Here is a 6,687-nt window from a genome sequence, read left to right as displayed (position 1 = left end):
GCTTTCTCGGTGTCGTGCGAGAAGCGCGAGCGGTAGCCAGAACCAGGCTGTTCGGGGGTGCCGGGATCAAGCTTCACTTCGCCCGCGATCGGCATCACCAGGAAGTCGCCCAGGTCCGAGTGGCCGCTGCCGGAGAAGTGCGTATGCGAAAAGCCCAGCAGGCTAGTATCGGCAAACTGGTAACCGGCGGCATATTTATAGGAATGCTTGAAATCCGGCATGGCCGTATCCGGGCTTAGCTGGATCATGCCGAAGGGCACGGTGGCACCGGGAAAGGTATGCCCATCGCCACCGGTACCGATCATCGGGTCGACCGCTGCCCAGGCTGAATGGCCGGCGGGGTCTGCGGCATGGACCAGCGGCGAGGCCAAGCCTAAGGCCATGGCCAGGGAGGCAACGAGGGGAATCGGGGATCGTGCGGTCATGCGGGCTCCGGGGCCGCCAAAGGCGGGTTGGCAGGGGAAAAACCGGCTTGGATCGTTCTAAAATTGAAAAAACTATCACTTTTGGGACTTTCGTGCATGCTGCGCCGCGTGATGCAATTCGCGCCCTGCACAGGCGATGATGGCCTTGTTTAGATCGTTACAAGTATGCTCCCACCTCGGCTGCCGCCCTTTTTTTGGCCGCCCGACTGTTCACTTCCGCCAGGGGACCCTAGGCATGCCTGACACCGCTGCGAAAAGGACCGTCCGCGATGCCCATGCATAGCAAGCCGCCCACACGACGCAAGGTGACCCTTGCCGACATCGCCGCCGGCTGCGATGTATCGCGCGCCACGGTATCGCTTGTGCTGCGGGGCAGCCCGCTGGTGAACAAGCGTACCCGGGCCAAGGTGGAGGCGGAACTCAAGCGCCAGGGCTATGTGTACAACCGTGCCGCCGCGAACCTGCGGCGCCGCACATCAAGCTCCATCGCGCTGGTGATCAACGACCTGGGCAATCCCTTCTTCGCCGAATTTGCTGCCGGCGTGGACGAAGCCCTGGGGTCGGCCGGCTACGTCACCCTGCTGGGCAACACCGGTGAATCGCCCGAGCGCCAGCAGGCGGTGTTGTCCTCGCTGATCGAGCACGGCCCGGCGGGCATCATCCTGTCGCCGGCCGAAGGCAGCGACGATGCACGCGTGATCGCCGCCGTAGGACGGCACACCCCACTCTTGGTATTCAATCGTTCGCTGGGCGAAGCCTCAGCCGACGACGCGCCGTGGGACACCCTGGTGCTGGACAACGAACGCGGCACGCACCTTGCCACCGAGCATTTGATTGCACTGGGCCACAAGCGCATCGCCTTCTTTGGCGGTCACCGCGATTCCAGTTCCTGCCGCCAGCGTCGCCAGGGGTACCTCGACGCCATGAAGGCCGCAAGCCTTGCCGTGGCACCGGGCTGGCTGGTGGAAAGCGCTCCCACGCGCCTTGAAGCGGCGCGCCAGGCCGGCGCGCTGTTCAACCGCGACCCCGCGCCCACGGCGGCGGTTTGCTACAACGACGCGGTGGCCCTTGGCCTGATGCTTGGCCTTACCTCCCGCGGCCGGCGGCCGGGCGAGGACTTCGCCATCGTGGGCTTCGACGACATTGCCGAATCGAGCGTGAGCGTGCCTCCCCTTACCACCATCGCGGTGGATCCCCGCGACCGCGGCCGCCAGGCGGCCGAACTTGTTCTGGCCCGCATCGGCCATCCCGACATGGAAGCCACCCATACCACCGCGCCCGCGCGCCTGGTGGTGCGTGATTCATCCTGCCGTCCCGCATCACCCTAAGACCTACGCCAAGGAGTACACAATGGCCTTTGCCTCAACCCCGCGCCCCGGTTCCGCCACGCCTTCGGGCGATGACCACCGGTATACGTATTTTCCCCTCGCGCTCGGGGTGATGACGACCATTTTCTTCATGTGGGGTTTCCTTACCTGCCTGAACGACATCCTGATCCCCCACCTGAAGGCCGTGTTCGAACTGAGCTACGCGCAGGCGCTGCTTATCCAGTTCACCTTCTTCGGCGCGTACTTCGTGATGTCGCTCCCGGCCGGCCGTCTGGTGGCGCATCTGGGTTACAAGCTCGGCATCGTCGCGGGGCTGGTGATCGCCGGCATCGGCGCTGCGATCTTCTGGCCGGCAGCCGCGGCGCATTCGTATCCGGCGTTCCTGGGTGCGTTGTTCGTGCTGGCCACCGGCATCACCGTGCTGCAAGTGGCCGCCAACCCTTACGTGGCGCTGCTGGGTCCTGAAAAAACCAGTTCCAGCCGCCTCACCCTGGCCCAGGCGCTGAACTCGTTCGGCACCGCGCTGGCCCCGCTGTTCGGTGGCTTCCTGATCCTCTCCAACCAGGTGCGCACGGCGGCTGACATCAACGCCATGCCGGCGGCCGAGCAATTGGCTTACCGCACGCAGGAAGCCCATGCCGTGCAGGGCCCCTACATCGGCCTTGCCGTGGTGCTGGTACTGCTGGCGGTGTTCGTATACCTGTTCAACCTGCCGGCGCTGAAGGAAACCACCGAGCAGGCCGACACCTCACACCACACCCTGATGGACGCCTTGCGCACGCCGCACGTGTTCTTCGGCGTGCTGGCGATCTTCTTCTACGTCGGCGGCGAAGTGTCGATCGGCAGTTTCATGGTCAACTACCTGTCGCTGCCTGACATCGGCAACATGAGCGAGCAGCGCGCCAGCCATTTTGTTTCGTTCTACTGGCTGGGCGCGATGATCGGCCGGTTCATCGGTTCGTCGCTCCTGGCCGTACTGTCGCCACGCAAGCTGCTGGCCGCCTTCGCCGCCATCAACATGTTGCTGGTGGTCACCACCATGAGCACTTCGGGCACCGTGGCCGTGTACAGCATCGTTGCCATCGGCCTCTTCAACTCGATCATGTTCCCCACCATCTTCGCCCTGGGCATCGAGCGCCTGGGTCCGCTTACCAGCAAAGCCTCCAGCCTGTTGATCATGGCGATCGTGGGCGGCGCACTGATTCCCTGGCTGCAGGGCGCGCTTGCCGACCACATCGGTTTGCAGCACGCATTCTTCCTGCCGCTGATCTGCTACGCGTACATCGTGTTCTATGGCGTGTCGGGCTCGAAGGTACGCAACCTGCCTTCCTCCTGACGCACCGCTTTTCCTTTTGGTTTCCCACGGTTCCCCATGTCTGCAATCCTCTGTTTCGGCGAAGCGCTGATCGATTTCCATCCCCAGCCGCAAGCCACGCCCGGTTCGCCGGACGCATATATCCCCTTCGCCGGCGGCGCGCCGGCGAACGTCGCCGTGGCTGTTGCGCGGCTGGGCATGCCTGCGCGTTTCGCCGGAATGCTGGGCAAGGACATGTTCGGCGATTTCCTGCTCAAGAGCCTGCACGACGCCGGCGTCGATACCCGCAGCGTGGTACGCACTGACGAAGCACACACCGCGCTCGCCTTCGTGGCGCTGGCCGCCAATGGCGAACGCAGTTTCAGCTTCTACCGGCCGCCCTCTGCGGACTTGCTGTTCCGGCCGGAGCATTTCCACGCCGACGGCTTCAACAACGTTGCCGTATTCCACGTGTGCTCCAATTCGATGACCGAGGGTGCGATAGCCGCCACTACCGTGGCTGGCATGCGCCGTGCGCGCGACGAGGGCGCCCTGGTGAGCTTCGACATGAACCTGCGGCCGGCGCTGTGGCCGCGTGGTTTCGACCCGCGGCCGCGGATGTGGGATGCCCTGCTGGTGGCCGATGTGGTGAAACTGAGCGCCGAGGAACTCACCTTCCTGTGCCAGGATGACAGTGAAGAAGCCGTATTGACACGCATCTGGACCGGCACCGCGCAGCTGGTGGTGGTGACCGACGGTGATGCGCCCATGCGCTGGTTCACCAAGGGCCAGCAGGGCGTGTTCGCCGGTTTCGCCGTGCGAGCGGTGGACACCACCGCCGCGGGCGATGCCTTCGTCGGCGGCCTGCTGTCGAAGCTCAGTAATGAAGGCGTCACCGCCGCCACCCTGCCGGCGCTGGTAGCCGATATTCCCCGCCTGCACGGCCTGCTGCGTTACGCGGCCGCCTGCGGCGCCATCACCGTTACCCGCAAGGGCTCCTTCACCGCGATCCCCGACGCCGGCGAAGTCGATGCCTTCCTGGAGATGAATGCATGACCATCCTGCCCGACTTCCACGACGAAAACGTGTTGCGCGAGCACATCGCCACCACCATGGCGTTCTACGATCCGCGTTCGCTCGATCCCGCTGGCGGCTTCTACCACTATTACAAGGACGACGGCACGGTTTATGACCGCAGCCACCGCCACCTGGTAAGCAGCACGCGCTTCGTCTTCAACAACGCGATGGCGTCCATCGAGTTCGACGATCCGCACTACATCGACGCCACCCGCCACGGCCTGGCCTACCTGCGCGACGTGCACCGCAACCCGCAGACCGGCGGCTACGCCTGGACCTTGCTGGGCGGCAAGCCAGAAGACACCACCAATCACTGCTACGGCGTGGCCTTCGTGCTGCTGGCGTATTCCACCGCGGTCAAGGCCGGTGTGCTCGAAGCGCTACCGTGGATGGACGAAACCTGGGATCTGCTGGAGAAACACTTCTTCGAGGCAGACCCGGGCCTGTACCGCGACGAAGCCGACGCAAACTGGAATTTCTCCAGCTACCGCGGCCAGAACGCCAACATGCACATGTGCGAGGCGATGCTTGCCGCGTACGAGGCCAGCCAGGACCGCCGCTACCTCGACCGCGCACTGCTGCTGGCCGACCACATGACGCGCCGCCAGGCGGCCAAGGCTGAGGGATTGGTGTGGGAACACTACGACATCCACTGGAATGTCGACTGGAACTACAACAAGGACAACCCCAAGCACCTGTTCCGCCCCTGGGGATTCCAGCCCGGCCACCAGACCGAATGGGCGAAGCTGTTGATGATCCTGGATCGTTTCCTGGGCGGCGAAGGCAACGCGCCGGCATGGTTGCTGCCGACGGCGCGCCACCTGTTCGACGAGGCCCTGAAGCACGCCTGGGACGATGAATTCGGTGGCATCGCCTACGGTTTCGCGCCGGATGGTCCGGTGTGCGACGACGACAAGTATTTCTGGGTTCAGGCCGAATCGCTCGCGGCCGCGGCGCTGTTGTCCGAACGAAGCGGCGATCCTTCCTACAGTACCTGGTACGACAAGATCTGGGCGTACTCGTGGGAGCACATGGTCGATCACCAGTACGGCGCGTGGTTCCGCATCCTCACCCGCGACAACCGCAAGTACGACGACGAAAAAAGCCCCGCCGGCAAGACCGACTACCACACCATGGGTGCAGCCTACGAAGTGATCGCGGCGATGCGCCGCGGCTGGAAGTAGCGCGCCGCAGAACGGGGTCAGAGTAATTACTCTGACCCCCAATCATCGCTCTGACCCCCAACCATCGCCTCGGGTGTCAGGCCCTGGCACGCCGGGCGGGCGCCTTCTTGGCGGTCTTCTTCGCCGCCACCTTCTTCCCCGTCGATTTCTTCGCCGCGGCTTTCTTGCCCGCCGACCTGGCCGCCTTCGCCGTCGACTTCGCGGTAGCCTTCGCACCGCTCTTCGCCGCCGGTGTGCGCTTGTTGCCCGCGATGCTTTTCTTCAGCAGCGCCATGAAATCCACCACGTTGGTGGTGGCATCTTCCGGCGCCTCGTGTTCTTCCTCGATGTCCGCGGTGACGCCCTTCTTGGCCAGGCGCTTTTCGATCACCTTGCGCAGTTTTTCGCGGAACTCGTCGCGATAGTCGGAGGGTTTCCATTTGCCCGCCATCGATTCGATCAGCGATTTGGCCATCTCCATTTCCTTGGGCGTAATGCGGTAGTCCTTCGCATCCTTCCCGGGCAAGCCGTAGTCCTCGGGATCGATGATGTCGGCCGGGTAGCGCAACAGGTTCATCACCAGGGCGTTGTCCTGGGCCATCACGGCGGCCAGGTATTCCCGTGTGCGGATCACCACGCGGGCGATGCCCACGCGGTTGGTTTTCTTCAGCGTCTCACGCAGCAGCACATAGCCTTTCTCGGCTTTCTTCGCCGGCATCAGCACGTAGGGCTTTTCAAAGTACGACGGGGCGATCTCGCCGGCATCGATGAAGGTATCGATCTCCACTACTTCGTGGGCCTCGCTGGCGGCGCCGCGGATATCGGATTCCTCCAGCACCACGTAACTTCCCTTGCGGTACTCGAACGCCTTGACGATCTCCTTCCAGGGCACTTCCTCGCCGGATTCGGCGTTCACCCGTTCGTAGCGTATCGGCTTGTTGTCACGCTGGTCGAGCAGGCGGAAATGAAGGTCGTTGTGCCGCTCGCCGGACATCAGGCGGATCGGCACGTTCAGCAGGCCGAAGGATAGGGTGCCACTCCAGATGGGACGGGCCATGGCGTTGCACTCATGCGGGTGAGGTACCTAGAGCCTGCCGCCTGGCGCGTGGAGGTTGTGCATGTGTCTGAACGCAAGTTCCCGCTTAGCGGGAATTTCACTCTTTGCCCGCCATCGAAGCGCGAATCTAGGCCCATCAAGAAGGAGAAGCCCATGATCAAGCTCATTCCCCTAGCCGCCGGCCTGGCGTTGCTAAGCCTGGGTGCCGGCGCCCTGGCCCAGACCACGGCGAAATCGGCCCCGGCAACCGCTCCGCGCCCGGCCCCGGTGGTGCGCACGGTGAACCCGCAGGCGGCGTCCATCGCCCAACAGCAGCAGATGCAGCAGCGCGCCCAGCTGGAAA

At 64.0% G+C, this 6,687-nt stretch carries 6 protein-coding genes and 1 pseudogene; 5 read left to right on the top strand and 2 right to left on the bottom strand.

Annotation, left to right across the window (positions count from 1 at the left end; genetic code table 11):
- Positions 1-425: pseudogene (locus tag VK519_RS00330) on the bottom strand (glycoside hydrolase family 92 protein); the annotation flags it as partial.
- Between the two features lie 275 nt (positions 426-700).
- Here VK519_RS00330 and VK519_RS00325 point away from each other — a divergent pair.
- The 4 genes from VK519_RS00325 to VK519_RS00310 all read left to right on the top strand — a co-directional run bounded on the left by VK519_RS00325 (position 701) and on the right by VK519_RS00310 (position 5,308).
- A complete protein-coding gene (locus tag VK519_RS00325) occupies positions 701-1,753 on the top strand; it encodes a LacI family DNA-binding transcriptional regulator (protein WP_324346554.1) in 1,053 nt (350 codons plus the stop codon).
- 112 nt (positions 1,754-1,865) lie between these two features.
- Positions 1,866-3,089, top strand: a complete 1,224-nt coding sequence (fucP, locus tag VK519_RS00320) for an L-fucose:H+ symporter permease (protein ID WP_324346556.1) — start codon at positions 1,866-1,868, stop codon at positions 3,087-3,089.
- 36 nt (positions 3,090-3,125) lie between these two features.
- Positions 3,126-4,103 (top strand): carbohydrate kinase family protein, encoded by a 978-nt coding sequence (locus tag VK519_RS00315; RefSeq protein WP_324346552.1) that lies wholly within the window; start codon positions 3,126-3,128, stop codon positions 4,101-4,103.
- A complete protein-coding gene (locus VK519_RS00310; protein ID WP_324346551.1) occupies positions 4,100-5,308 on the top strand; it encodes an AGE family epimerase/isomerase in 1,209 nt (402 codons plus the stop codon). The genes VK519_RS00315 and VK519_RS00310 overlap by 4 nt, the downstream gene beginning before the upstream one ends.
- A 76-nt stretch (positions 5,309-5,384) precedes the next feature.
- Here VK519_RS00310 and ku read toward each other — a convergent pair whose 3' ends face one another.
- On the bottom strand, positions 5,385-6,344 hold the full coding sequence (gene ku, locus VK519_RS00305) for a non-homologous end joining protein Ku (RefSeq protein ID WP_324346549.1): 960 nt from the start codon (positions 6,342-6,344) through the stop codon (positions 5,385-5,387).
- 153 nt (positions 6,345-6,497) lie between these two features.
- On the opposite strand from ku, the gene VK519_RS00300 reads away from it, so the two are divergent.
- The coding region (locus VK519_RS00300; RefSeq protein ID WP_324346547.1) for a hypothetical protein at positions 6,498-6,687 on the top strand (190 nt) is incomplete at its 3' end.

The sequence above is a fragment of the Pinirhizobacter sp. genome, from assembly GCF_035317885.1.
In the GTDB taxonomy this organism is placed as follows: Bacteria; Pseudomonadota; Gammaproteobacteria; order Xanthomonadales; family Rhodanobacteraceae; genus Pinirhizobacter.
Note: the sequence above shows the minus strand (reverse complement) of the source record. Positions and strands in the feature narration are given on the sequence as shown.